The organism is Cupriavidus phytohabitans (assembly GCF_017815025.1).
Lineage (GTDB): Bacteria > Pseudomonadota > Gammaproteobacteria > Burkholderiales > Burkholderiaceae > Cupriavidus.
Genome location: NZ_JAGIQB010000066.1, coordinates 1 through 24,202, shown reverse-complemented (window position 1 = coordinate 24,202; position 24,202 = coordinate 1). Strand labels below are relative to the sequence as shown.

Sequence of the window (24,202 nt, the reverse complement as noted above, 5' to 3'; positions counted from 1 at the left end):
CATAATAGTCTCAAAAATAGCCGAAACCCAGCGCCGATGCGGGTTCCGGCTATTTGGGAAGTCAAAGTTCGGGCTAGGCGTGGCGGAAGCGGGCTTCATCCCGGCAATTCTGCTTTACCTGACCTACTGGTTTCCGGCATCGCGCCGAAGCAAGGTCACGGCGCTGTTTCTGACCGGCATTCCGATGTCCGGCGTCATCGGCGGCCCGGTGTCTGGGTGGATCATGAGCGCCATGCACGGCTCGCACGGCATGGCTGGATGGCAATGGCTCTTCTTGCTCGAGGGTATCCCCACGGTCCTCGTCGGCGTCATGGCCTACTTCTATCTGGACGACAAGGTCGCGGATGCCAAATGGCTCAGTGCCGACCAGCGCGCGATGATCGAGACGAACCTCGCCGCGGAAAGCAAAGGGCATGCGCTGCATTCCGTCCGGGATGGCCTGACCAACCCCCGCATCCTGCTGCTCAGCCTAATCTACTTCTTCTTCACCATGGGGCTATATGGGGTGAGCTTCTGGCTGCCGACCATCGTCAAGGCCAGTGGCGTCTCGGATCCCCTCGATATTGGCTTGCTGTCCGCAATTCCCTATGCCGCGGCAACGGCTGCGATGATTCTGGTCGGCCAAAGTTCGGATACTCGCGGTGAGCGTCGCTGGCATCTGGCCCTGCCCGGGGCAATCGGTGCGCTCGGCCTGTGCGTCAGCGTGGCATACGCAAACAATACGGCCGTGGCAATGCTGGCACTGACGATCGGCACGATGGGGATCATGACCACCATCTCGCAGTTCTGGACGCTACCCCCGGCGATTCTCGGCGGCGCGGCCGCTGCAGCGGGTATCGCGCTGGCGAATTCGGTGGGCAGCATCTCCGGTGTCATCAGCCCCTACCTCATCGGCTGGGTGCAAACGAACACCGGCACGACGGGCAACGGCGTGCTGGTCCTGGCTGGAAGCCTGGTAATCGGTGGCCTGCTGGTGTTCTCCGTGCCGGCGCGCTTGGTGAATATCGGTAGACGAGGTAACCGCTAACGCCGGCACCAACCTGACTATGCCGTCTGGCGCGTGTCGCCCAGATACTCGTCCAGGCGGCTGGTCAGATTTTCCCTGGCGCGGGTCGTATGCAGATCAGTGAGCTCCGCGGCGCGCACGGCGTCCCCAGCGGCAATGGCTTCGGCGATTGCTTCGTGTTCGTCCCAGATCGTCTTGCGTTGCTGCGCCGAGGATTGCAAGACTGCCCCCATGGCCCGACGCAGATGTACCCAGTAATTCTGTGCGCTCTGTTCCAGGAACGGGTTGCCCGCGGCGCGATAGATGGCGTGATGGAATTCCATGTCCGCATCGATCATGGCTTTCACATCCTTGCCCTGCGTCGCGCGGCGCCCATTCGCAATGATCTTCGGATCGAGCTTGAAGTGCCGCTTCGCGGCGAGCCGGGCCGCCAGCGCATCAAGCGAACCACGGATTTCATAGAGATGGCCGATCGAGACCGCGTCCAGCGGCGTGACAAGTACCCCGCGCCCAGGCGCGTCCTGAACGAAACCATCCTTCTTGAGGATTCTCAGCGCCTGGATGACCGGGGAGCGCGACACCTGCATCTGCTCGGCGATTTCCTCCTGCGTGAGGCGGGTTCCGGGGGCCAGCGTGCCATCGCTGATGGCATCAAGCAGCATCTTGTACACCTCATCCACAAAGTCGGGACGGGATTGAATCTTTGGAAAAGTGGTTGCCATGGCACTGCCCTTTGCACTCTGTATTCAATCCATTTTGGTTGAACGGCGCCCTCCATGCAATGCCATCGTGCCGGCTTCCAACAGGGTCCTTGACTTTGCGGGGCTTTGGCACCAACAATCTGAACTCTGAATACAGAGTTCAGATTTGAAAGTATAGTAAATCGACAGGAACAGACTCATGAAAGTTTTCTACGACAAAGATGCTGATATGTCACTCCTGCGCGACCAACAGGTCGCCGTGATCGGCTATGGCTCCCAGGGCCATGCCCATGCCCTGAACCTGAAGGACAGCGGCATCAACGTTGTCGTCGGGCTGCGCGAGGGGGGCGAGTCCTGGCGAAAGGCTGCCTCTGCAGGCCTGCAGGTCGCCACGATGGAGAAAGCGGCCGCCGCCGCTGACCTTGTCATTCTTCTCATCCCCGACGAGACCATTGGCAGGGTCTATCGGGAGGTCATCGAACCGGCCATGCGTCCAGGCGCGACGCTGGCATTCGCACACGGCTTCAACATCCACTATGGGCAGGTGATACCGCGCACGGACCTCGATGTCGTCATGATCGCGCCCAAGGCGCCGGGTCACACGGTACGCGCGACGTACGCGGAAGGCGGCGGCGTCCCGGGCCTGATCGCCGTCGCGCAAGACCACTCCGGCCGCGCACGGGATATCGCTCTGGCCTATGCCACGGCCATCGGCTGCGGCCGTTCCGGCGTGATCGAAACCAACTTCCGGGAGGAGACCGAGACCGATCTCTTTGGTGAACAGGCGGTGCTATGCGGCGGAACGGTGGAGCTGATCAAGGCCGGATTCGATACGCTGGTGGAAGCGGGCTACGCCCCGGAGATGGCCTACTTCGAGTGCCTGCACGAACTCAAGCTGATCGTCGATCTGATCTACGAGGGCGGCATCGGCACGATGAACTACGGCATTTCCAACAACGCCGAATTTGGTGAATATCTGACCGGCCCGCGCATCGTCACCGATGACACCCGTGCCGCCATGAAGGCCGTGCTCGCATCCATTCAAACGGGCGAGTACGCGAAATCGTTCATCCTCGAGAGCCAGGCCGGAGGCCCGACACTGCAATCCCGCCGGCGGTTGACCGCAGCGCATCCGATCGAGGTTGTTGGCGAAAAGCTGCGCGAGATGATGCCGTGGATTCGCAAGTCTGCCTTGGTCGACAAAGCCAGGAACTGATCACTCAATAAGGGCCCAGATTCAACGTATACCCCAACTTACAAGGCCAAATCTCGCACTTAAACTCTGTATACAGAGTTCAGAACTCAGTAGTCAAAGATCGCCCGACACCCACAGGAGACCCACACCATGACCACCACTCCTTTCGACAAGCATGACGCCGGCAAGACGACCGGAGGCTCTGCAGCCAAAACCAATACGCCCGTCGTCAAGAAGCTGATCCCCTTCGGCGGCTATTACACCAACCGTGTGCCCGACCACGACCCGGAACTGACCGAGACCGGCCCCGGTACGCCGATGGGCGAATACATGCGCCGCTTCTGGCATCCGGTCTGCATGTCGATGGAGTTGACCGACACGCCGCGCTTCCTGAAGATTCTCAACGAGGAACTGGTCGCATTCCGCGACGGCAGCGGTCGCGTGGGCGTGCTGCATGCCCATTGCTGCCACCGCGGCGCATCGCTCGAATACGGCGCGATCCAGGAACGCGGCATCAAGTGCTGCTACCACGGCATGGTGTTCGATGTCGACGGTGCCTGCCTGCATGTGCCCTTCCCCGAAGGCGAGGAGAAGGAAGCGGAGAAATACGCCTGCTCGATCCGTCAGGGCGCGTATAAGGCCATCGAGCGCAACGGCCTGGTGTTCGCTTACATGGGGCCGCCCGAAGAAGAGCCGCCGTTCCCGGAATGGGAGCAGGATTTCACGGTGCTGCCGACGGATGAACTGGTGGCCTACAGCAACTTCCAGCACTGCAACTGGCTCCAGGTGCAGGACAACGCCGCCGATAACTTTCACCCGACCGCGCTGCACGCCGCGAAGAACGTGGTGGGTGGCAAGTTCCAGAGCACAACCTTCGACGAAGTCGGCGCCGCATCGATGGAAGTCGCGCCCGACATGCAGTTCATTCCCGTCCACGGCGGCCGTGGCCTGGCCTGCGCCGGCGCGCGCCGCGTGGACAAGGACAAGATGTTCCTGCGCATCCAGCACCAGGTACTGCCCAATCTCAGCCTGCACGCGTACACGTCGGAGGACGGCTCGCAGAAGAAGCTGTTCAGCCGGTTTCACATCATCCGCTGGACGGTGCCCGTCGACGACGAGAACAGCAAGATGATCGGCTGGCGCGTGATGGGCCCTGGCATCGACACGCGCGGCGTGGGCGACAAGCGCCTGGTCGGCTACGAGAGCATCGACTTTCTCGACGGCCAGGTCGCGATGCGCCGCCCTGAACGCTTCGGCAAGTACACGCTCGAGGACATGCCGCCGATTCCGTCGAATCATCGCGAACGCGAAAACTACAAGAACGCGCAGTACGCACCGGGCGACTATGAAGCCATCATCAGCCAGCGTCCGATCGCCGTGCATTCCCTGGAGAATCCGACCAAGTTCGACGCCGGTCTGTTTGCCTTCCGCAAGATGCTGCGCGATGCCGTGCGCGGCAACAACGCCGCCGCCGCGGCCCAGGGCTTTGCGGAATGGCTGCGAGAGGTCAGCGGCGCCCCGAACAGCTACTGCTCGGGCAACGTCTTCGAGCTGCCTCAGGCCGACACGATGGAGCAAGAGGTCGCCAACCGGCGCCTGCTGGCGCGCAAGGCAGTCGCCATCCTGACCGAGGCCGACAGTCTCAAAGGCGAGGCTCGCGCGGCGTTCGTCAAGGCGAAGTTCGACGAACTGGAGCAAAGCCTCAAGGCTTGAACGAGCCGTTGATTGAAATCGCCGGGCGGCACTGAACCGCCCGGCAGGTGTACCTGGAGACTTGAGGTTCCATATGAACGCCCCCACCAATGAGCGCGAAGCGCTGACCCACCTTGAACTGGTCCTCCGGCAGGTTCGCATGGAAGCCGCCGGGATCAATTCCTACGAATTCGTCGATCCTGACGGAAGCGAGCTGCCCGCCTTCACACCCGGCGCCCACATCGATGTTCACATCGCCCCAGGTGTCATCCGGCAATACTCGTTGTGCAACAGTCCGGAAGAACGCCATCGCTATGTCGTGGCTGTCCTGCGAGATGAGTCAGGACGCGGCGGATCCCGGGGGATGCACGAAACCCTGCGTGTTCCCAACCGGGTCAGGGTGAGCGTGCCTCGCAACAATTTCCCGCTCGCCGAGGGCGCAAGGAAGGTCATTTTGATCGCCGGCGGCATCGGTGTCACCCCGCTTAAGGCCATGGTTCACCAGCTCGAGGCCGAGTGCAGGGATTATGCGTTGCACTATTGCGCCAAAGGCCCCGAGTACGCCGCCTTTGAAGCCGAGCTGCGGGGCATGGCGAGGACTGGCACGGTCCAATGCCACTTTGACGACGGCGATCCAAAGAATGGTCTGGATATTGCGAAGCTGCTCGAGCACCCCGAGCCCGATACCCATATCTACTATTGTGGGCCCGGCGGCTTTATGGAGGCCTGCAAGCAGGCTGCAGCGCACTGGCCACCGGCATCGGTGCACTGCGAACACTTCAAGGCCCCGGTGCAAAAGGCGCCCTGTGAAGGCAATGGTCCCACGGCAGGCTACGCAGTCGAACTGGCTCGCTCGGGCCTGACGCTGACTGTCGCACCGGACCAGAACCTGGCCGAAGTTCTCCAGCAAGCCGGTGCGCCCGTGGAGACTTCGTGCCAATCCGGCCTGTGTGGCACTTGCAAGGTCCGGCACCTTTCAGGTGAAGTCGACCATCAGGATTTCATCCTGGATGATGGCGAGCGTGAAAGCTTCATGACGCCATGCGTATCACGAGGTTGTGGCGGAACCCTTGTCCTGGATGTGTAGTCATGTTCGACGGAGTCCGGCCATGCGAAGCAACAGCAGCACATTCGCACTTGTTCTTCTTTTCTGTGGCCTGGCTTCCGCGGCCGCACCCGTGGTGGACCCCGCACTTGCACGTGCCGCCGATTCGGTGCAGGCGACCATTGAGCTTGCGCTTGACGAGCAGTCCCAACACTGCGACGCCACGAGTTGCACTCGGCTGGCGTTGCTCAAAGTTGCGATGCAGTCTACGGACTGCAAGCCAGTCGTGCCGGCGATCGTCCTGTCAAGCTCACTGTTGGTCTTATGGAAGGGAATGCCCATCGCCGATTGCACGGACTGATTTTCGTCCAACTGTGTATGAAAGTGGTCTCCCAGGTTCACATTGCACCAAAGCCGCTACCGCCCGCAGCGGCCGACCCCAAACTGGGAGCGGCCATTGGAGGTGTGCATTCGATATGGCAGCTTTGGGTCCGAGAACCGTCGTTGCGCCGCAACTTTATCGCCCTATCGCGCCAAGGTAACGTCCGTCTCACGTTCTTTAGACCCCGCAGGATGTGGTCACTGGTAAGACGGGCTGACTAAGGATAGCGAGCGCAAGGGGTGAATTCTTACTCGCATCGATACTTGGATATTTGCGCACCGGCTCGCTGTACAGCCTCTGATGCTTGCTGGATCCGAGCCGAATTATGGGTGAGCATTGCTCGCTCGGAATGGGCAACCGCTGCCCGGTAGGACTGGCGCAGCGACGGGCACATGATGTTTGACGCTAGCCGCTCCTGTCCCTTCGGGTCGAAGAATGAGGACGGTTCAGCACGAAACTCTGCGTTTCGTTGGCCGATGGATTTCGTCACGACCTCAGTCTTTGCGTCGTGCTGGCAAGAAGCATCCTGCAACGTGACGTGTCCCGCGGCGCTCCGACATTGATAGATGGTCTGGCTCGCGGCATTCGTGGCCATGGCGAACATCGCGATCGTCAGAAATCTCAGCATGGTAACTTCAGGCACCCGGTGCCCGAACGGCTCGCAGCTTTCGTTCGTTGCCTGGCGTTAACGAACCAACGCCTTCGGTCGACTGAGGCGGGACAACACGGAAGTAGTCGCTGAGAATTGTTTTCAGATCCACGTCCTTTGACGTGTAGCGCATGATCGGAATCCCGGCCGATGCGAGAACGTCATTCTTTTGCTTATCGCGCTTCTGTGCTTTCGCGCTACCGTGCGAGGCGCCGTCCAACTCGATGACATAAAGCGGTCGCATGGTTTTGCGCTCGCAGACGAGGAAGTCGACATACTTCTGAGCGAACAGATTTCTGGCGGCTTGTGACGTTCCCTTGTGCTGCACAAACGCGGACATGGCGACCTGGGGAAGGACGTGGGTGTCCTTGAGCGCGACTGTCAGCCGTTCGTAGAGCTGTATCTCATCCTGCCGCAGGAATGGAGATCTACGAACAAAACGAAATTCCCTGGTGGAGTTCCCGCCTGCCGCTGCAGACTTCAGTATTGACAGGAGAACGATGGCAATTGCCAAGAGGAACACCAGCCCTAGCATCGCTTTCACTTGACCCTCCTGCGCTTATTGTTTGAGCGCGATGCTAAGCGCTGGGGCAAGCTGGCAGCACCCCTCCATAGTGGGGCTGGACCGGCCTCTGTCCCACTTGTGTGGCCAAAGCCGGCTGTCCTTCGGAAGCGGGGCCTTGGTGCTTCGAGTCCGAACGGCGGTTCCGGCTAGGAAGCGACGGCCGCAACAAGCAGCCGGATGCTCGGCCCTTGCCGCGTGCGCCCCGGTGTCGCGCGTCTTCGTGAAAACTGTCGCCGACGGCAGCGCGTGGACTACCTCATCGCGCGTCAAAACGTGCACTGGAGAGGCAGCGTCTCACATGGAATACCGTCACCGTCCCCATCCATTTTCACCGCTGGACAGTTCTTTAGGTAGAAGCGGGCTTCCGCGCAGGAAGCCATCTGGCTACAGTGCTGTTTGCCCTCACAGCGGAATACTGGTTCCGGCGTTGGAGCAATAATCGAAACCGCGATCGGCTGTGGCTCGGCGTCGACCACCACATTTTCCAGCGGCGCGTGAGTCTTGTAATAGATAAAAACGGCCGCGGCGACCGCAATTAGCAGTAAGCTCTTGTACATGTTGACCCCAACCCTGCTTTTTATTATCCACATGCAAGGATGCCACAACAACATCGTCATCGGTCTGCCGTACGATCGATCCTTGTCATCGAGTACGCCAGTCCAGATTTGCGAGGATGATCTGTTCGAAACCGCCCGTCGGCGGTGCCTGTTCGACGATCTCGGTTGCTAACCACTACGTCGTGAAGAAAATTTGAGGTTTGCGCGACGCGAGTGTGAGTCCTCTTTCTCATACTGCAGCATAGACACAGCCACCAGTCCCGTCCGTCCAAACAATACGCTGCGTCGCCACCGGTTGAATCCTCAACAGAACTGGCCGGCTACAAGAAGCCTGGAAGCATCGCTGATTCGTTCGGCGTTGGGCCGACAAGCTATTTCTTTCCTGGATCCTCCGCGGGATTCAGGTAGCTGATGCCCCATGGACCGGTGCCATGAATCTGAATGATGGTTTCTTTGCTGGTGGTGTAGGCGAACATAGGCATTCCCGCGGGCATCATCATGACGCCGCCAGCCGGATAAGCCTTGGCTTTGGCGCGATCGAACGTCTCGCCGATGCCCAAATGGAGCGTCCCGGACAACACGGTGACTCGCTCAAACACGGGATGAGTGTGGGCTGGGATCTTGAAGTTCGGAGGAAGCTTGATCCGCATGGTGAACGGCGCGGCTTGCTTGAGATCACCTTCCAATACCGCCAGTTTGGCGCCAGGTCCGATCGATGGGGCCTCGGTCCACTTGACTTCGGACGGGACGATCGAAATGTGGCCTTCCATAGCGGGCTCCGCTGCCAGAGCGGGGGCCATAATGAGCGCACTCAGCGCGCATGCCGTCGAGGCTTCAATAATTCTAGAATTGCGCATTCTCTACTCCTCTGCACTCGCGTTTCCCCGGTCAACCAGCCACCAGTGCCGGCAATCGCCGGCCTGAGAGCCGCTAACCGGTCCGCGTAAATGCCGCCGCCTGCCTTTAACCCAGCCTGAGCGCGGGCTGAGGCAAAGGACGGATGTAACGCCACGGCAGCAATTTCAGCCTAGCGTGCCGGGTAGCCGGAAGCAAGCAGCGCGGATCCTGATCCGATGAAGCGTCCCTCGCCTTCTTCCGCAAGCCAATAGGCAATCTTCGTAGGACAGTGAATGCCGGGCCGTAGTCGTAAAGGGCATCAAATCCTGCGGCGAGACATCCGATACCACGGTACGCACCGGCGTGTGATTTCTAATGCCATGACCAGGCTCCCTCGGGCTCCCTCGCTAATTGATTCGGTACTCATGAGCGGGCAGTCGAAGGGCTGATTGCGTTGCTGACGCAGTGCGCTGCCACATCGCAGTATCCTACCGCGGTAGATTTCCACCGCCCGACCGGCAACCGTTCCGGGACCGGACCTACAATGAATACGGAGGCAGTACGGCAGGCAAGAGGTGAGCACCACAGCACAATTTTGCGAATCCGGCCCGAAAATCGGAGTGACCACGCTGCTGACCGGCTTGTTATCGACACTTGGACCGCAGCCAGAGGAGCCAAATGCCGAGTGACACGAGCGGGGCCGGTGGCGAACGGCCGACGCGGTTACAGGTCCGTCTTCTTGGTACAGGCGAAATCATCCTGGACGGCCGCTCTCTTCGCGCCTTCAACTCTCTTCGCTTGCAACGGTTTCTGGGGTTGATCGCCTTACGGAGAGACCCCCAGCACCGATCACGACTCGCGTTCGAACTCTGGCCCAACTCCGACGAATGCCAGGCGCGCACCAACCTCAGAAAGCTGCTCCACGACTTTCGTCATTCCCTTCCCGACATCAGTGAGTTCGTCGAGATCGACAACGAGACTGTGCGGTGGATTTCGAGTGGGCCGAGCGAGGTCGACGTGCTCAGGTTCCAGGATGCCATCGCGGCCGGTGATTTCGAGCTCGCCGCACGCCTCTATTCGGGCGATCTTCTCCCTGCTTGTTATGACGACTGGGTCCTGAATGAGCGAGCGAAACTTCGAACTGAGGCGTATCGGGCCCTGGTGCGGCTGACTGAAGTGGCTGCGAGGCACGGCGACCACAAAGCCGCGATCCAGCATACGCAACGCATGATCGACCTGGAGCCGACCGACGAAGCGGCCGTTCGAACTCAGATGGAAGCACATCTCGCGCTTGGCGACAGAGCCGCGGCGCTGCGCTCCTACCACCGGTACGCGGAGGTGCTCGAGCGCGACCTCGCGGTGGCACCAGGCGAGGCGCTCCGGATCATGTACCAACAGCTGCGGGCTGATACCCCCAACCGCGGCGACGTGCGGGGCAAGGACCTACCCGTCGCCGAATCGCCTTTCGTCGGCCGCGACCTTGAATGGAACCAGCTCGTTGAGGCATGGAACACCGTGCAGGAGAGGGGGGCACATCTCGTGTTGGTGACAGGGGAACCGGGGATCGGAAAGTCCCGTCTCGCACTGGAGCTAGGCCGCCGTGTCCGGGCAGAGGGACATATGGTGGCATCGGCTCGCGCATATGAGGCAGCGGGCAGATTGCCGTGGGGTCCCGTCGTCGACCTGCTCCGATCTGATGCTATCCGAAGCCACATCGACACGCTGGACATGGCCTGGAGGGCCGAGCTTTCTCGTCTGCTGCCAGAACTCCGCGACGATTCCCTGCCATCTGAACGAAGCCAGTCGGGCGACCTGGCTCAGCGGCATCGGTTGTTCGATGCTGTGAGCCGTGCCATTGTCGCCGGCGATCGACCGCGCTTGCTGATTATCGACGATCTCCAGTGGTGTGACGCCGAGACCATCGAGTTGATCGGTTTCGTCGTCCGTGCCGGACAGACAGCACCGGTCCTCATCGTCGGCACGGTCCGCTGGGAGGAGATCCCACATCTTCATCCCCTCGTTAAACTCCTCGGCGCCTTGGGCCACGACCAGACGGTCACTACCGTGCCACTCGACCGACTCGATGAAGCCACCACTGCGAGGCTTGCTGCCCAGCTTCGCCTTGGGGACACGATCGATGCGAAACTGGCGGCACGACTCTGGAGCGAGACCGAAGGCAATCCACTCTTTGTCATTGAGGCTCTACGAGCAGGGATCTCTTCTGATGGAAGTCAAGTAGTGCTCACGCAGAGGATGCGGGCGGTGCTGCGCGACCGACTGGGTCAACTCACTGACGGTGCTCGACGACTAGCCGAAGTGGCGGCCGTTATCGGTCGGCCTTTCTCAGTCAGTCTGATGGTCTCGGCCACTGGGATCGCTGAGCACGAGCTTATCGATCACGTCGACGAACTTTGGCGTCGACGGATCATCCGCGATCAGGGGCCCGCGTACGATTTCAGTCATGACAAGCTGCGGGCGGTCGCGCTGGAAATGCTCAGCCCAATGCGTCTACGCCAACTCCACCGGGTTGTCGCCGAGGCGATTGCCGTCGAGCTTCACGGCGACATCGACGCGGCCAGCCCGCAATTAGCCGCACACTACGACCAGGCCGGCATGGCCGAACCGGCCATCAATGCCTACCGCGTCGCGGGGCGCCGAGCGGTGGCTGTGTCGGCCCTCGAAGAAGCGGTCACCATGTTTCAGAGAGCGCTCGCACTGCTCGCCGACCTGCCACCATCTCGCGACCGCGATTCACTCGAACTCGATATCCGGATCGCCCTCGGATCCCCGCTTGTTGCCCTCGACGGTTACGGCTCCATGGGCGCGCACCAACTCTACGAGCGAGCCCTTTCCCTTTGCCGCAAGCTTCACAGACCTGTGGAGCCGCCGATCCTCCGTGGACTCGGCCTCGCACGGCTGCAGGGCTGCCGCTTCGACGATTGCGATGAACTAGCTCAGGCCCTTCTTGTGCATGAGAGTCATGATCCGGTCGCCAGGACAGAGGGCCGATATCTCCTCGGTGTGAGTGCGTTCTGGCGGGGCGATCTGGCCAGGGCGCGTCACTATCTCGATAGCGCTATCGAAGCCTATGATGTATCCCATCGAGACGAGCATCTGGCGTTGTACGCCCAGGATCCGAAGGCGGTTTGCCACGTTCGGCTAGCTCTCGTCGAGCTGTGGACCGGAGATGCCGGCAAGGCTGGCCACACAGCTCGAACGGCACTTAAGATCGCCGCGGATCTCGATCATCCGATGACGTTAGCGTACGTCATCACTTACGCGGCGATTCTCGCGGGCGAATCCGAAGATCTCGCACGCCTCGCCGAGCTCCTCGCAGACGCCGAGGCTCTATGGAAGCGTCTTTCGGAGCGATACCTTATGGTGGTCCTGGAAGCCCTTCGGGGCTGGCAGGAGGCCTGCGCGGGATCGGCTGGCGGCATCGAGAAGATCGTGCGATCGGTGGCGCGCTCGCGTACCGAAGGGGAGACCCTCCACCTGACCTACACACTCCTTCTTCTCGCCCGGGCTCGCGGCTTGGTTGGCGAGTACCGTCAGGGACGAGCCGCCACACGCGAGGGGCTCTCGTGGTCACACAGATGGAACCAGCGTTATCTCGAGGCCGAGCTGTGGCGAGTCGACGGTGAGCTGGCTTATCGCACCGGGGAAACCGAGGCCGCTGCCGCTTCTCTGCGCAGCGCCGTCGAGACCGCCCGCGCTCAAGGGGCAGGCTGGATGGAGCTTCGGGCGCTCCACGCCATCGCCAGGCGATTTCCCGATCAGACGCTGCGTAAGCAACTTGGGGACCTCATCGAGATTCTCCCCTCAGGCCATGATCTCCCGGCGTTCCGGGCAGCCACTGGCTTCCTGAGCGAGCCTGGTTGAGAGGGAACGCTTTTGGAACGCCCCAGGGTCTACCCTTTGCGCATCCTTGGTGAAGCCGATGCAGAGGAGCGCCCAATTAGCGCCACGATTAAGGCATTGACCGAAGCGATATGAGGCAGAACATCGGTTCAGAAAAGGGCACTGTGCACGTCTTTCATCCAATCAGGAGGGCAGACGAAATGAGTGATCAATGGCTTTTCAAGAGTGAAACTTATGACAACTGCAATTGCGCTGTGAATTGCGGTTGCCAGTTCAACTTGCCGAGCACAAACGGCTATTGTCAGTCGGCCTTCGTCGGTAAAATCATTGAAGGCCATTTCAACGATACGCCGCTGGTTGGGCTGAATTGGGCGGCGCTGTACAAGTGGCCTGGCGAGATCAAGGATGGAAACGGGAAACGCCAGATCGTTATTGATGAACGTGCAGATAACGCTCAACGGGTAGCGCTGGAAACAATTATTTCGGGTGGCGCATGCGAACCATTGAGCAATCATTTTTCCGTATTCGCAACCACATGCTCGGAATTTTGCGAGACATTGTTCTTACCGATAGAACTCGAGACGAACCTGGAACTAAGAACTGCAAACGTTGATATACCAGGCATCATGACGAGCAGCGGCAGACCAATAATCAACGAATTTACTGGTCAACCGTTCCACATTGCGTTGGCACGCCCTAGCGGCAGTTTCGAGTTCACCTATGCAGAGATAGGACAAGGGACGACCTCGGTGAAAGGTGATATGGAGATGGCGTTCGAGGATTCATGGGCGCATTTTTGCGTTCATCACTTCAATCAGGATGGGCTGGTCCGCGAAAGACCAAGACTCACGGCATGGCTTGGTATGTGACGTCCCGAAGAGGCCGGTTTCGAGGTGAGACAGACACGCCATATCCGTAATTCGACGAACATGCTCGGGTGAAAAGTGAGAACGGTACCCATCGACGCCACACTTGAGGCAGCGGTCAGGCGCGATCGCTTGGTCGTCGTTAGCGCGCTTACTGCGGTTATCGTTCTGTCGTGGGCATATCTGCTAGCCGGCGCCGGCATGGTAATGGTGGCGCCGGCAGTGTGGACGCTCGGCTACGCATTCCTGATGTTTTTCATGTGGTGTGTCATGATGGTGGCGATGATGCTGCCCAGCGCGGCGCCGATGATTCTTCTGTTTGCAACGATCAATCGCAAGCAGCGCGACACCACCCGTCCCTATGTCGCGACAAGCATTTTCGCAATGGGCTATCTTGCCGCCTGGGCTGGCTTCAGCTTGGTCGCGGTGGTCCTGCAGTGGGGCTTCCAGCGGACAGGTATCCTTTCACCGACCCTCGTCGCCGCCAATGCGACCTTCAGCGGCCTTCTGCTACTCGCCGCCGGCATTTACCAATTCACCCCGATCAAGCATGCCTGCCTTCGCCAGTGCCGATCGCCGCTTGCATTTCTTAGTACCCATTGGCGGCGCGGTGCCCTTGGAGCGCTGCGCATGGGTCTTTTGCACGGTGCTTTCTGCGTCGGATGCTGCTGGTTCCTGATGGGGCTAATGTTTTTCGGCGGGGTGATGAGCCTCTACTGGATTGCGGGACTCGCACTATTCGTACTGTGCGAAAAGACTGTCCCTGCGGGGCACTGTCTCGGCTACGCAAGCGGCGTCGCTTTGCTCGCCGGGGGGGCCGGGATGCTGGCGCTCGCGTTCTGAGGTGGCATGCAGGAGACGCCGAGCCAGGCCATCAGTTGACGCGGACGCTCAAAGGAGACCGCGACAAAGCAATGGGGTGGACGCTCCCACTCGAACGGCATCGGTATGCCAAAGTGGAGTTGCATGCCACCCTTTCACGGAGGGTTAAAGCGTCTGCACTCAAAAATCCTCTTTGAAATCGCTGGACTACGTACCAAGACGGTGTTCGCTCCGCCGGGATCATTTGAATGTTAATTATGCTAACTTACTGAAACAGGTACTCTACTTGTGGGCCGTCCGACGCGCCTCCGACAGTTTCATATTTGTAATTCAGTATAAATTAACTGAGACTTAAAATAATTTCATGAATTCAACCCATTGACGGTCCATGCGTCGCAACCTATAGGAATAATGAACGAGGCAATAAATTTTCGACGAAAGCATTAGTCCATCTCATCTCCACCGTTTGTGAGAAGCTACTTCTGGTTGGAGATATCAATGACTTGACAAACCTGAGGAGGCGCGAGTATCTGTTGATATCCTCGATGAAAGCGGCAAGCCTCTGCTCCAATTGGAACAACCAGAATTGGAACAACCAGATTGTCGCGGTATGTAAGACGGAGCAGCTATGCCCGATCTCGACTATCCAGAGCGCCCCAAAGCCTCTCCGTGTGGCGGCTTCCTCACGAGGAGCCGCGGAGGTCAAAGCGGCAATTTCGAAGTCGTCATCCCTTGGCCAGATGGCGGGTTAGCTCACTTCTGGCGGGACAATGACGATCCTGCCAAGACTTGGCACGGTCCAACGATCTTCGGCAGAGGCAGGTATCAGGGGGCGTCTGTAATCGAGTCGGACTTTCGTACGTTTGATGCCCGCTTGGGAAACCTCGAGGTAGTTGCAGTAGCCGAAAACGGTGACGCCGAGCACTGGTGGCGAGAGAATGGCGGAACATTTAGATGGAGCCAGGCGCCCACGGTCGTCCCCGGTGCGTCGCAGGGTGTCCCGGCGCTTGCTTACTCCGGCGCACGCTTCAAGGGATCCGGCTTCTTCTTCGATCTTGATGCGCATGGTCCGAGTGAGTTCTTCGTCGTGATCCCCTCGAAAGGTGGCGGGTTCAACATGTTCCGGCGCCGGAACGACGAGCTTCCCAATCCTTTCGGCTCGGGATCCACATTGCCGAACGGATGGGAGCAGATCAGTAGTCCTCCGGTATTCAGCTCCATTTCCAGCGCCATCCTCCGCGACAGGGACTTCGTCGGGTTGGGACTTGCCCTCACAACGCTGAAGAACATCACCACGTTTGCAGGTTGGAAAGCGATGCGGGAGGGGGTCGAGTTCGACATCGTCTCGGGAGACATTCTGGTATGCGGCGGCTCCAGCGAAGGAGCCCTGAGCATACTTGAATGGTCATACACCCGAAACCGACCGGGCGAAGTTAGCGGGCAGCTTTGGATTGACGCCACGTCGCTAACACTTCCCACCCCACTGGGACACGAGCTACGTCCATTTCGTGGCCGTCCAGCCATCATCCAAGCCGACTACGGCCTAGATGAAATCGGAGAGATCGGAGGGTTCTTCGGCGACGATGCCGAGTATGGCAATCTCGAGGTAGTGGCTCCTGCAAAGGCGGGTGGACTTCTCCACTTCTGGCGCGACAACGGCGACCACGGAGACACCCCCATATTGGACAATGGGTGGTCGTTCGGGACCAAATTCGGTGAGGCCATCTACGATGAGGTATCGATGATCCAGAGCCGCTTCGGCACGGGCGAAAACGGCAATCTCGAGGTCATTGCGCGTCGTCACAATCAACGCGGCTTCGACTTCTTCTGGCGGGAGGATTCTGATCGGGTTTGGCGCGGGCCAATCGCCGTCGTTGGCGAGATACTCGGGACCGTGCAGCAGCCATTGATTGTTGAAGACATCCTGCATGCGCTGGCCGGTGTGGGCGTCAAATTTAGCGTCCCTGAGGCAGATCTGAGAGATTGGCTCGCCAACCCCGAGTTCACGCCCTACCCGTCAATTTCAAGCGTCCTTCTCGAAACACTTGCCGGCCACAAGCTGAAGCGCGATATCGATCTCGATGTCGTGGTATTCAACTACGAGCATTCACCCGGCGAGCCCTCGCCCCGCAAGATCGAGGAGGTTGATGTCAGTGTGCTTAAAGCAGCGATCCTTGAGAGTTACAATTCTCGATACGGCACAAATGAAGCAGATCTGTCTCGAATTGCGTTGCCGCTAAGACTGTAAATCTGGTTCGTCGGGACTATTAGCGGGTGCCTTCATTTCCGGGCTCGTCGGGGAAATCTATGGGTGGTTTTCTTGGCCTGACTACGGTTCTTGAATCCGCATGAGGTAGCGATAGAGCTTGCGCGAAGTGGTATCGAAAGCCTTCTGCTCGGTCTCCGTGATGCGTGGCCAGATGAGCGGTCCACCCTCGTCGTCAATCATTTGCAAAAGCGGAGTTTCGGTGACAAGGCTCACCAAGTCGGAATCTTCATGGCGGCGACGAATGATTTCGCCGCCGAGCATCCAGAGATGCTCGCGATGACGGCGCCGGGTCTTGTCGGTGATTGACGAACAGGTCGCGCACGCAGTCGCTCATCGTCTTTACCCGCGGCAGAGCCTCAGGGCAAATGGCGTCGTGTCTCAGCGCTGCTGATGTCTTCCAAGTGCCGGAATGCCGGCGCGATCTTGTCGCAGTCCAGTGCATCGACGCCATACTGCTCGAAGAACACCCGCCACTCGCGCACAACAGCCCAAATCCCCGCTATCAGCTCTGCGGCGCGCGCGGTGCTGATCGAGAACCGCTGGCAGCCAGCCAGGGCGTTGTCGATCGTTGCGCTGCGTCCTTGCGGCCCGATCTCGAGGTGCAACAGGCGTTCGGTAGCGTGGGAAGGCCGTGGCAACACGTCGTAGAGCGGGCTCAGGCGCCAGCCGGGCAGCCGCGGATCCCAGATGAACCCATGATTGCGCAGGTGGTCATCGTCGTTGGTCACGAAGATGTTGAACACCATGCGTCTGAACAGCTCTTCGTTGTCCGCGCGAACGACTGCCGTATGGCAGTATCTACGGATCGCCGCGGCCAGATCGGAGTAGGCCTTTGTGCGCGATTCAGTCTCATCGCACCCGATCAGGGTCAGGCCGCTGACAAAGCCCATGCGGCGCTCCGTTCTGTTTGCGGCCGGCGCCAGCAGGAGATCCGTGTTCGCCTGCGGCATTTCCCCACGCTCAAGCCAGTACCGGTCAAACCGGCGGATCATCATGACGCGGCGATCGCCCAGCAAGCGTGCCTCCACCGCAGGGACATTCAGCCCGCAAGCCTTGGCCAGCAGCAACGACGCCGTCTCGATGAGGGGAACGTCGAAGGAGTCGGTCTTGCTGGAGAACTTGGCCAGGACCAGGTGACCGGCGTCATCCCGGATGGTAGCTTTCGGCCGAGCGCCACCCAGCGCGGTGCCCTGCACGAAGATCAATTCGAGGTTGGCCGGGACAGGCAGGCCCTCTTCGATACGCTCTGCGGCCTCCATGAGGTACTCGATCGCGTGGATGCTGCCTACCGTGCTCGTAGGAGGCGTGTTGATGTCCGCGCGAATGTCCAGTGCACCCACGCGATCGCTACCCGCATGCAGCAGGTACTGCGACTCCGGCAGGCTGTTCGCCGGCACCTTGAGCTTGGCTGCAATCACCCGGCGCCCCCACGAATCCGGCGCCGCGTCGCGTATACCACCGAAGCCCGTCAGCTCGTTCACGGGCAGCAGGCGCCGGCCCTTCACCGGCTCCCGGTGGATGCCGAGGCTCACGGGATCAACTTCGATCGCATCCGGACGATCCAGATATCGGAGGCCGTAGGCAAAGCTCGAGGCCAGCAGCGCAGCGCCCTCCTCCGTCATGGTGAGCTGGCCACAAGGCGCCCAGCCTTCGCCCAAGTAGGCGAAGATCATTAGCTGCTGGTCTTTTACCATCTGAGTATCGTCAGAAGTCGAGGCTCTTGAGCTCCGCGGCGGACAAATCCCGGACGCGCCGAGTTGCTTCGCGCGACTGCAGCGCCTTGAGTGCGGGATCGGACTCCGCCAGAAGGCTCGCGAGGGTTGCCCCTGGAGAGATAGCGTCCAGATAGCGGAGCATCTGGCCGAATGCGAGGCCTGGATCCCCCTTCTCGATTCGATAAGCCGTGTTGCGAGAAAGCCCCGCACGGACGGCAGCATCGGCTTGCTTGATGTGGCGAGCCTGACGTAACCGGGCCAGCATCCTGCCAACTTCGGCCGCTTGCTGCGCCAGCTGTGGAGAGAGAACGGAGGACTGGGAAACCTTCATGTTCGAAAAATCGCTCGCAAAACACCTATTGCTCGATTTCACGAACATTATACACGAATCGCTCACAGCCTAAGATATGATCGTAAAATCGAGCATTCACTGAATAATGCTCGATTTTAGAGATCTGGAACGTATGAGATCGTCTCCGTGTCGATCCCATTCGCCTTGCGAAGACCGGAAAGCAGCGCTGTGGATTGCCTCGAAGGCGTCGCTCTTGAATCGTTTAACAGACACGACAAATCTCCGGTAATTGTCCCGGTCCTTTTTGGCGAACAAGAACGTGAATATCCCTCGAAGCTCAGAGACGTGGGGGGCATGGGGCACGTTCATTGTGGAAGGGAAGCCAGCAGGAAGGCGGCCCTTCGCTTCTTTCACTATGGTGAAATTATACGTGGGACCGGATGACGGCCACATGCGAACACGATCCGCCAAGTCGAGAATGCTGCGGGACTGGCGCCTGTCTGCTGGCACGGCTAAGCTGTCGGCTCACATCGGCGGCTCACCTCAGAAGCATCGTAATGCGAAGACAGTGCACAAGACATGGACATCACCGCCGGCAGGCATACCCGGACGACTGGTCGATCCGATAATTCGGTCGGCCCCGACGCAAACGGAGATTCGCCCGGTCCCACCTAAGCTGCAGGGCCTGCTGCTTGATGCCGCAGCCGCTTTCCTCAACCTGCGGATCCAGCGCCGGCAGCAACATTGTGCTTGGGACGGACGCCCTTGGCTGCCGACATGCTCGCACCACACCTGACGCCCGGCGGACACCTGCTGGCGGTGCCGGAGGACGCCGCGCCAATCTTGGCAGAAGAAACGCGGCTGCGGCTGGGGAATTCCTTTGCCCTTGGCTCAGGGCATGGCCTGCTGCATCTGGGCGCGGCGGAAATCGGCCGCATTTTGCCCCCCGCATGGGCCTGGTGGCGTGATTTTGCCGCGCGCCATGTCACCGCCTTGTGCGCTACGCCCGAAGGCGGGGAAATCGCGGTCGCCACGCCTGCTGCCCAGGATCTTGATGCCCTGATCGCCGATGCGCCGCCGATGATGGGCGGCGAGTATCTCACGCCCGATGTGCTGGCCACGCTCTGGGGCGAGATGGATACAGCCTTGCACCAGGAACTGGCGGCCGCAAACGTCCCGCTTCAGGATTTCCTCAAGAAGCACCACCCGGCCTGGAATCTCGTCGGCCGTGTGCATTTCAACCTCGCTGAGAACCGCAAGGACCCGGAGTCACCGTTCGCTTTCCTTGCGACGTACACCTCGCGCCTGTCGGCGCTTGGCAAAGCGCAACATCAGCCACTGTCGCAAGCCCTCGCGGAATTTTCAGGAGCCAGGAACAAGGCGCAACTGCTGTCGTTACTGCTGCCGGTACAGCGCGCCGCGGAACACTGCGATTGGCTTCGCGAGATGGTAGATAACGGCGAGATATACCATCCGCTGCGCTGGACGCCGCTCGATGCCTATCGCTTTCTCTCGGACCTGTCCCAACTCGAAGCGGCCGGGATTGTCGTACGCACGCCAGGCGTCTGGCACGCGGGCCGCCCTGCCCGTCCCGTTGTGAAAGCCAGCGTCGGCGCACGACCGCCTTCGCTCCTGGGCAAGGACGCGTTGCTCGATTTCAACATGGAGGTCTCCCTCGACGGCGAGCGTCTCAGCGCCGCCGAGGTCAGGGATCTGCTCAAAGGCGCCGACGGCTTGCAACTCATCCGGGGACGCTGGGTCGAGGTGGACAAGAAGAAGCTCGGTCGCCTCCTGAAGCGATTCGAGGCCATGGAACAGGCGGCGCAAGCCGGACTGCCCTTTAATGAGGCCCTGCGCCTTCTGGCGGGTGTTTCGCTCGACGAGAGCGCCGAGCCCGCTGACCGCGACTGGTCGCAGCTGGTGGCAGGGCCCTGGCTGGCCGACATCCTGCAGGAATTGCGTCAGCCCGAGGGGTTGGCGCAGATCAGCCCGGGACCGGAACTCAAGGCCAACTTGCGGCCCTACCAACAGGCTGGCGTGCGGTGGTTGTACCTGCTCACCCGGCTCGGACTGGGCGCTTGCCTGGCGGATGATATGGGCCTGGGCAAGACCATGCAGGTACTCTCGCTACTGCTCGTGCTGAAGCGCGAAAGCGCCGAGGTGCGGCCCAGTCTGCTGGTCGCCCCGGCATCGCTGCTCGCCAACTGGGCGGCAGAGGCCGAGCGCTTTGCCCCAAGCTTGCGCCTCCTGATCGCCCATCCGTCGGTCATGCCGGCAGCCGAATCGCGTGCGCTGGACCCCGCCCGGCTCGCAGACACCGATCTCGTCATCACCAGCTTTGGCTCGCTGCTGCGCCAGCCGGTATTGGGCACCATCCCATGGCGCCTTGCCATTGTCGATGAAGCCCAGGCGATCAAGAACCCGGGTGCCAGGCAAACGCGACAGGTCAAGCAACTCCAGGCACAATCGTGCATCGCGCTGACTGGAACCCCCGTGGAAAACCGTCTGTCCGACCTGTGGTCCATTTTCGATTTCACCCACCCCGGTTTGCTGGGCTCCGACAAAGTCTTTGCCAACTTTACCAGGCGGCTGGCGCAGGCCGAGCACTTCGGTCCGCTGCGAACGCTGGTACGGCCCTACATCCTGCGCCGCCTGAAGACCGACAAGCGGGTCATCGACGATCTGCCGGACAAGACCGAACTCAAGGCCTGGTGCCACCTGAGCCCGAGCCAGGCGGCACTTTACCAGCGTGCAGTGAAGGATCTCGCCACCGCGCTTGAAGATGCCGAAGGCATTGGTCGCAAGGGTGTCGTGCTGAGCTTCCTGATGCGCTTCAAACAGATCTGCAACCATCCGTCGCAGTGGTTGGGCGACGGGGCCTGGCAGGCGGAAGACAGCGGCAAGTTCGCCCGCCTGCGCCAACTGGCCGAGGTCATTGCCGCCAAGCAGGAAAAGGTGCTGGTCTTCACCCAGTTCCGCGAGACCACTGAGCCACTGGCAGCATTTCTGGGGTCGATCTTTGGCCGCGAAGGTCTGGTGCTCCATGGCGGCACCCCGGTCGCCAAGCGCCGCGAACTGGTCAAGCGATTTCAGGAAGATGAGTTGATCCCCTTCTTCGTGCTTTCGCTCAAGGCCGGTGGGGCCGGTCTGAATCTCACCGCCGCTTCGCATGTGATCCACTACGACCGCTGGTGGAATCCCGCCGTGGAAAACCAGGCGACTGATCGCGCATTTCGTATCGGCCAGAAGAGGAATGTCCTTGTGCATAAGTTTATCTGCCGTGGCACGGTCGAGGACCGTATTGACCAGTTGATCGAAGCAAAGCAGCAATTGGTGAAGGATGTGCTGGAGGGAGGCGCAGAACTCCTGCTCACCGAGATGAGCGATCGCGAATTGCTCGACCTCGTCAAGCTCGACGTCCATGCCGCGCAAGAAACCTGACGTCAGAGGAACCGCAGTGGGTTACGGTTACGGGGATTGGAAGCCCTATGTGTCTGCCGCCGAGCGCAGAAAAAAGGCGGAACTGGCCACCGCGACAGCGAAGAAGGCTGGTGCGGCCCTGTCGCCTATCGTGGCGTATCGCGGTGCCATTGCCAAGACCTTCTGGGGCAAGGCCTGGTGCGACAACCTGGAAGGCTACAGCGACTATGCCAACCGCCTGCCGCGCGGCCGTACCTACGTACGCAACGGTTCCGTGATCGACCTTCAGATTACGGGAGGCGAAGTCCGCGCACAGGTCATGGGTTCAAGCCTCTACACGGTTGCTGTGACTGTGACGGCGTGTCCTGCAAAGCAATGGCGAGCGATCAGCGCCGATTGCGCGGGGTCAATCGATTCGATCGTGGAACTATTGCAGGGCAAGCTCTCGACAGCCGTGATGGAGCGCATCTGCAAACCTGGCACCGGGCTGTTCCCGATGCCTAAAGAAATCAGGTTCAGTTGCAGTTGTCCGGACTGGGCGTCAATGTGCAAGCACGTTGCTGCGGTACTCTATGGGGTCGGTGCGCGGCTCGACCAACAGCCGGAATTGCTCTTCGCCCTGCGCCGTGTCGAGGCCAATGACCTCGTCAGGCAGGCCAGCGCTGGCCTGCCCAAATCCACCAAACGATCCACTACCAGCAAGGTGCTAGACAGCTCGCTCGTGGCCGACGTGTTTGGCATCGAGATGGTCGACGCTTTTGCACCGCCGAAGTCTACTGCCGGACGTAACAAGGCACCGGCAGGAAAGGCGCCCGCGAAGAAGGCGACCAGATCGGCTGCCTCGAAAACTCCCAAGCCACCCGCGAACGCAGAGACTGCGGCGAACAATAAATCGGTAACAAGGAAGACAGCAGTCAAGTCATCTGCTGCGCCACGCAAATCGACATCTGGCAACGTTGTTGCCGGTAAAGCGGACGTGGCAAAAAACTCGCCTGCAATCCCGAAAGAGACTGCAACGAAGCCGCGCACCAGTACTCGATCGGTGAAAGGTTCATCCCGTTAAACCCCGATTTGAGCTCGCATGGTTACGCGGGACGGGCGGGTGAACGCCGGTATCTGGTGAGGTCGAGCCTCGGTGGACGTACCCGGTTCGCGATTTCCACAATCCAAGAGAGGCTGTGCGTCGAGAGCGCGAGCAGTTCGAACGATTCGCGCAAGCCTGGATGGACACGCGGCCGTTCTGGCTGGAGATGTGCAACGGGCCTTGTCTGATGATGCGCTGCGCAACTGGATGCGTGTCCAGAAGAAACTGGAGATTGCCCGGACATGTCCGCAGCCCGCTGCCTGGCCAACCCGTGTCGGCTCGGTGATGCTGGCGGGCGGCGCCCAGTACCGACGCGTCATGCGCGCCGCGCTGGCCCGGCCGGTACGGTCCCCAAATGCCTGCCCTGCAGGAAACCACTGGTGGCATCGGCATGCAGCGGTCGCAACTCGGCGCTTTCCTCGACCGGTTGAAGCCGGCGTTCCGTGATCAAATCGGCCAGCAAGCCAACGGCACACCGCTCTATCGCGCGTACGGGCGGATCGCGGACATGCTGGACGCCGCCTCCCCTCGCTACGCCTGCACCCGCGCAAGACTCGCCGCCCGCCGCAACCGTTATGGGCGACCGCGGCTCTGACCCCCTTATTTGCAAGCGATATCCGCCGCGAAGCGGTGGCAGGTGTGTGAGATGGGGCAAATTCAGTATATAACAGGGGCATGACGCAAATGGACTCCCTCTGGTTCAGCAACCCAACCCAGGCGTACCAGGACTGGCAGGCTCGCGAAGCGGCCGGCGCTGATCGCCGCCCCTTCTCGGCGCGCTCGATCATCCAGCATCAGGCGATGTTCGAGCATTTTCGTCGGCACCTGCTGGCACGAGGCACGACCATTGCCTCATTTGGCACGGCCGACGTCGACGCGCTCTGGCAAACCCCCAATGGCCGCACATACTCCCAGGCCACCCGCATGCGCTATGTGAAGCTGCTGGATCGGCTGTGCCGACATCTGGTCTTCGCCGGCGTACGGCAGGACAACCCTGCCGCTACGCTGCTCACAGCTGAACGCTGGCCAGACCAGGAGCCAACGCCTCAGTTCCTCACCGAAGCTGAGGATGGGCGGCTGCAGGCGTATCTCAAATTGCCTCCTGACGATCTGGCCAGTTTGCGCAGCCAGGCAATCGTCGCGGCATTCCTCGGCACCGGCATCACCGCGGCGGAAGCGCGCGCGGCCCATTGTGCGGATCTGAGGCTGGACGCGACCCCACCCTACCTCGTCGTGCGGGCACA

21 protein-coding genes are annotated in these 24,202 nt (G+C 60.5%); 13 read left to right on the top strand and 8 right to left on the bottom strand.

Annotation, left to right across the window (positions count from 1 at the left end; all coding sequences use genetic code 11):
* Positions 1-1,027 (top strand): MFS transporter (locus J8I34_RS30040; protein ID WP_209807778.1); only part of this gene is annotated, 1,027 nt, incomplete at its 5' end.
* 17 nt (positions 1,028-1,044) lie between these two features.
* On the opposite strand, the gene J8I34_RS30035 is transcribed toward J8I34_RS30040, so the two are convergent.
* Entirely contained in the window at positions 1,045-1,728 is a 684-nt protein-coding gene (locus J8I34_RS30035) for a GntR family transcriptional regulator (protein ID WP_209777082.1), read from the bottom strand.
* A gap of 178 nt (positions 1,729-1,906) precedes the next feature.
* Between J8I34_RS30035 and ilvC the strand changes: the two genes are divergently transcribed.
* The 4 genes from ilvC (at position 1,907) to J8I34_RS30015 (ending at position 6,000) form a co-directional block, all read left to right on the top strand.
* Positions 1,907-2,923: a ketol-acid reductoisomerase gene (gene ilvC / locus J8I34_RS30030; protein WP_209777084.1), complete on the top strand. Its 1,017-nt coding sequence runs from the start codon at positions 1,907-1,909 to the stop codon at positions 2,921-2,923.
* Between the two features lie 129 nt (positions 2,924-3,052).
* On the top strand, positions 3,053-4,615 hold the full coding sequence (locus J8I34_RS30025) for a Rieske 2Fe-2S domain-containing protein (RefSeq protein WP_209777086.1): 1,563 nt from the start codon (positions 3,053-3,055) through the stop codon (positions 4,613-4,615).
* Positions 4,616-4,688: 73 nt separating this feature from the next.
* Positions 4,689-5,681 carry a PDR/VanB family oxidoreductase gene (locus tag J8I34_RS30020; RefSeq protein ID WP_209777089.1) on the top strand — a complete coding sequence of 331 codons (993 nt, stop codon included), beginning with the start codon at positions 4,689-4,691 and terminating at the stop codon, positions 5,679-5,681.
* A 22-nt stretch (positions 5,682-5,703) separates the two neighbouring features.
* On the top strand, positions 5,704-6,000 hold the full coding sequence (locus J8I34_RS30015) for a hypothetical protein (RefSeq protein WP_209777092.1): 297 nt from the start codon (positions 5,704-5,706) through the stop codon (positions 5,998-6,000).
* Between the two features lie 268 nt (positions 6,001-6,268).
* Here J8I34_RS30015 and J8I34_RS30010 read toward each other — a convergent pair whose 3' ends face one another.
* From J8I34_RS30010 to J8I34_RS29995, 4 genes are all read right to left on the bottom strand, one after another.
* A complete protein-coding gene (locus tag J8I34_RS30010; RefSeq protein ID WP_209777095.1) occupies positions 6,269-6,649 on the bottom strand; it encodes a DUF4124 domain-containing protein in 381 nt (126 codons plus the stop codon).
* Positions 6,650-6,656: 7 nt separating this feature from the next.
* Positions 6,657-7,205: a DUF2726 domain-containing protein gene (locus J8I34_RS30005; protein ID WP_209777128.1), complete on the bottom strand. Its 549-nt coding sequence runs from the start codon at positions 7,203-7,205 to the stop codon at positions 6,657-6,659.
* A 296-nt stretch (positions 7,206-7,501) separates the two neighbouring features.
* Positions 7,502-7,792: an excalibur calcium-binding domain-containing protein gene (locus J8I34_RS30000; RefSeq protein WP_209777098.1), complete on the bottom strand. Its 291-nt coding sequence runs from the start codon at positions 7,790-7,792 to the stop codon at positions 7,502-7,504.
* Between the two features lie 371 nt (positions 7,793-8,163).
* Positions 8,164-8,562, bottom strand: a complete 399-nt coding sequence (locus J8I34_RS29995; RefSeq protein WP_245176244.1) for a cupin domain-containing protein — start codon at positions 8,560-8,562, stop codon at positions 8,164-8,166.
* A 745-nt stretch (positions 8,563-9,307) separates the two neighbouring features.
* Here J8I34_RS29995 and J8I34_RS29990 point away from each other — a divergent pair.
* The 4 genes from J8I34_RS29990 to J8I34_RS29975 all read left to right on the top strand — a co-directional run bounded on the left by J8I34_RS29990 (position 9,308) and on the right by J8I34_RS29975 (position 16,426).
* Positions 9,308-12,511 carry an ATP-binding protein gene (locus J8I34_RS29990; protein WP_209807776.1) on the top strand — a complete coding sequence of 1,068 codons (3,204 nt, stop codon included), beginning with the start codon at positions 9,308-9,310 and terminating at the stop codon, positions 12,509-12,511.
* A gap of 179 nt (positions 12,512-12,690) precedes the next feature.
* The gene (locus J8I34_RS29985) at positions 12,691-13,359 is read left to right on the top strand and encodes a DUF1326 domain-containing protein (RefSeq protein WP_245176243.1); all 669 of its coding nucleotides are present in this window, start codon (positions 12,691-12,693) and stop codon (positions 13,357-13,359) included.
* 129 nt (positions 13,360-13,488) lie between these two features.
* Positions 13,489-14,199 carry a DUF2182 domain-containing protein gene (locus tag J8I34_RS29980; protein ID WP_245176242.1) on the top strand — a complete coding sequence of 237 codons (711 nt, stop codon included), beginning with the start codon at positions 13,489-13,491 and terminating at the stop codon, positions 14,197-14,199.
* A gap of 607 nt (positions 14,200-14,806) precedes the next feature.
* Complete coding sequence (locus tag J8I34_RS29975; protein WP_209807772.1) at positions 14,807-16,426, top strand: hypothetical protein; 1,620 nt, start codon at positions 14,807-14,809, stop codon at positions 16,424-16,426.
* An 81-nt stretch (positions 16,427-16,507) separates the two neighbouring features.
* On the opposite strand, the gene J8I34_RS29970 is transcribed toward J8I34_RS29975, so the two are convergent.
* The 3 genes from J8I34_RS29970 to J8I34_RS29960 form a co-directional block, all read right to left on the bottom strand.
* Complete coding sequence (locus J8I34_RS29970; RefSeq protein WP_209807770.1) at positions 16,508-16,708, bottom strand: hypothetical protein; 201 nt, start codon at positions 16,706-16,708, stop codon at positions 16,508-16,510.
* Between the two features lie 95 nt (positions 16,709-16,803).
* Positions 16,804-18,141, bottom strand: a complete 1,338-nt coding sequence (locus J8I34_RS29965) for a type II toxin-antitoxin system HipA family toxin (RefSeq protein ID WP_209807768.1) — start codon at positions 18,139-18,141, stop codon at positions 16,804-16,806.
* A gap of 10 nt (positions 18,142-18,151) precedes the next feature.
* Positions 18,152-18,541, bottom strand: a complete 390-nt coding sequence (locus J8I34_RS29960; RefSeq protein WP_245176241.1) for a helix-turn-helix domain-containing protein — start codon at positions 18,539-18,541, stop codon at positions 18,152-18,154.
* Between the two features lie 690 nt (positions 18,542-19,231).
* Here J8I34_RS29960 and J8I34_RS29955 point away from each other — a divergent pair.
* The 4 genes from J8I34_RS29955 to J8I34_RS29940 all read left to right on the top strand — a co-directional run.
* Positions 19,232-21,895 (top strand): DEAD/DEAH box helicase, encoded by a 2,664-nt coding sequence (locus J8I34_RS29955; RefSeq protein ID WP_209807780.1) that lies wholly within the window; start codon positions 19,232-19,234, stop codon positions 21,893-21,895.
* A gap of 16 nt (positions 21,896-21,911) precedes the next feature.
* Positions 21,912-22,937 carry a hypothetical protein gene (locus J8I34_RS29950; protein WP_209807767.1) on the top strand — a complete coding sequence of 342 codons (1,026 nt, stop codon included), beginning with the start codon at positions 21,912-21,914 and terminating at the stop codon, positions 22,935-22,937.
* A gap of 376 nt (positions 22,938-23,313) precedes the next feature.
* On the top strand, positions 23,314-23,553 hold the full coding sequence (locus J8I34_RS34955; protein WP_245176240.1) for a hypothetical protein: 240 nt from the start codon (positions 23,314-23,316) through the stop codon (positions 23,551-23,553).
* Positions 23,554-23,633: 80 nt separating this feature from the next.
* Positions 23,634-24,202 (top strand): site-specific integrase (locus J8I34_RS29940; protein ID WP_500784443.1); only part of this gene is annotated, 569 nt, incomplete at its 3' end.

Coding starts and splice junctions, on each gene's coding strand:
- J8I34_RS30035 (WP_209777082.1), bottom strand. CDS start 1,728: ATGGCAACCACTTTTCCAAAGATTCAATCCCGTCCCGACTTTGTGGAT.
- ilvC (WP_209777084.1), top strand. CDS start 1,907: ATGAAAGTTTTCTACGACAAAGATGCTGATATGTCACTCCTGCGCGAC.
- J8I34_RS30025 (WP_209777086.1), top strand. CDS start 3,053: ATGACCACCACTCCTTTCGACAAGCATGACGCCGGCAAGACGACCGGA.
- J8I34_RS30020 (WP_209777089.1), top strand. CDS start 4,689: ATGAACGCCCCCACCAATGAGCGCGAAGCGCTGACCCACCTTGAACTG.
- J8I34_RS30015 (WP_209777092.1), top strand. CDS start 5,704: ATGCGAAGCAACAGCAGCACATTCGCACTTGTTCTTCTTTTCTGTGGC.
- J8I34_RS30010 (WP_209777095.1), bottom strand. CDS start 6,649: ATGCTGAGATTTCTGACGATCGCGATGTTCGCCATGGCCACGAATGCC.
- J8I34_RS30005 (WP_209777128.1), bottom strand. CDS start 7,205: ATGCTAGGGCTGGTGTTCCTCTTGGCAATTGCCATCGTTCTCCTGTCA.
- J8I34_RS30000 (WP_209777098.1), bottom strand. CDS start 7,792: ATGTACAAGAGCTTACTGCTAATTGCGGTCGCCGCGGCCGTTTTTATC.
- J8I34_RS29995 (WP_245176244.1), bottom strand. CDS start 8,562: ATGGAAGGCCACATTTCGATCGTCCCGTCCGAAGTCAAGTGGACCGAG.
- J8I34_RS29990 (WP_209807776.1), top strand. CDS start 9,308: ATGCCGAGTGACACGAGCGGGGCCGGTGGCGAACGGCCGACGCGGTTA.
- J8I34_RS29985 (WP_245176243.1), top strand. CDS start 12,691: ATGAGTGATCAATGGCTTTTCAAGAGTGAAACTTATGACAACTGCAAT.
- J8I34_RS29975 (WP_209807772.1), top strand. CDS start 14,807: ATGCCCGATCTCGACTATCCAGAGCGCCCCAAAGCCTCTCCGTGTGGC.
- J8I34_RS29970 (WP_209807770.1), bottom strand. CDS start 16,708: ATGCTCGGCGGCGAAATCATTCGTCGCCGCCATGAAGATTCCGACTTG.
- J8I34_RS29965 (WP_209807768.1), bottom strand. CDS start 18,141: ATGGTAAAAGACCAGCAGCTAATGATCTTCGCCTACTTGGGCGAAGGC.
- J8I34_RS29960 (WP_245176241.1), bottom strand. CDS start 18,541: ATGTTCGTGAAATCGAGCAATAGGTGTTTTGCGAGCGATTTTTCGAAC.
- J8I34_RS29955 (WP_209807780.1), top strand. CDS start 19,232: ATGCTCGCACCACACCTGACGCCCGGCGGACACCTGCTGGCGGTGCCG.
- J8I34_RS34955 (WP_245176240.1), top strand. CDS start 23,314: ATGCCTGCCCTGCAGGAAACCACTGGTGGCATCGGCATGCAGCGGTCG.